This is a genomic window from Mycobacterium sp. E3247 (assembly GCF_001667785.1).
Lineage (GTDB): Bacteria > Actinomycetota > Actinomycetes > Mycobacteriales > Mycobacteriaceae > Mycobacterium.
The window spans coordinates 1-634 of the sequence record NZ_LZJG01000507.1 but is presented as its reverse complement, the minus strand read 5'-3'; the positions used below and the strand labels follow the sequence as shown (position 1 = coordinate 634).

The following is a 634-nucleotide window of genomic DNA, read 5'->3' as shown; positions in this document are numbered from 1 at the left end:
CGCTGCCCACCCTCAGCGCCTTCGGTTGCACGGTGGAGCACCTGATCGACAACAGGGGCTTCCTGGACAACATCGCCGACGTCTTCGCCCACAAAGACGATCCGAACGGCGCGCTGGCCACGTCCTTCGCGAGGGCGGCGGCCGACGTCGGCCGACCGGTGACGCCGTTGCCCGACAAGCTGGTGTTCGTCGGACATTCGGCGGGGGCCGAGGCCGTCGAATACGTCGCCGAGCGCCTGCACAGCACCTACCCGGCCGCCTTCGCCCAACTGCGCGGCATCGTCAGCGAAGACGGCGTGAAGTCGTTCATCGGTTCCAACACCGACGAGGCGCTGGCGGGCCTGGCGGCCACCACGCTGCCCATCTACGCCACGGCGTCGCCGCATCTGCTGTGCAACTACTTCCAACGCGGCACCAAGGCGATCGAACGGTATCTGCCGGACCGGCCCTTCCACGGGGTGAAGATCACGACCGGAGCACACGGTGACGCGCTCGGTCCCTCGTCGCCCCTCTACGAGAACCTGGTGTGTGGTCGCCCGAAACCGGGCAACATCGAGGCGGTGTGGGGCCTGACGCGGGGCTGGGTCGCCGATATGGTCGCGGGAACGACCACACCCGACTTCTACCCGGGCGG

The 634-nt window shown here is 68.3% G+C and carries 1 pseudogene; it reads left to right on the top strand.

The annotated features are described in order from the left end of the window. Nucleotides 1-32 precede the first annotated feature (32 nt). Nucleotides 33-634, top strand: a pseudogene (locus tag A9X04_RS31155) (hypothetical protein); the annotation flags it as partial.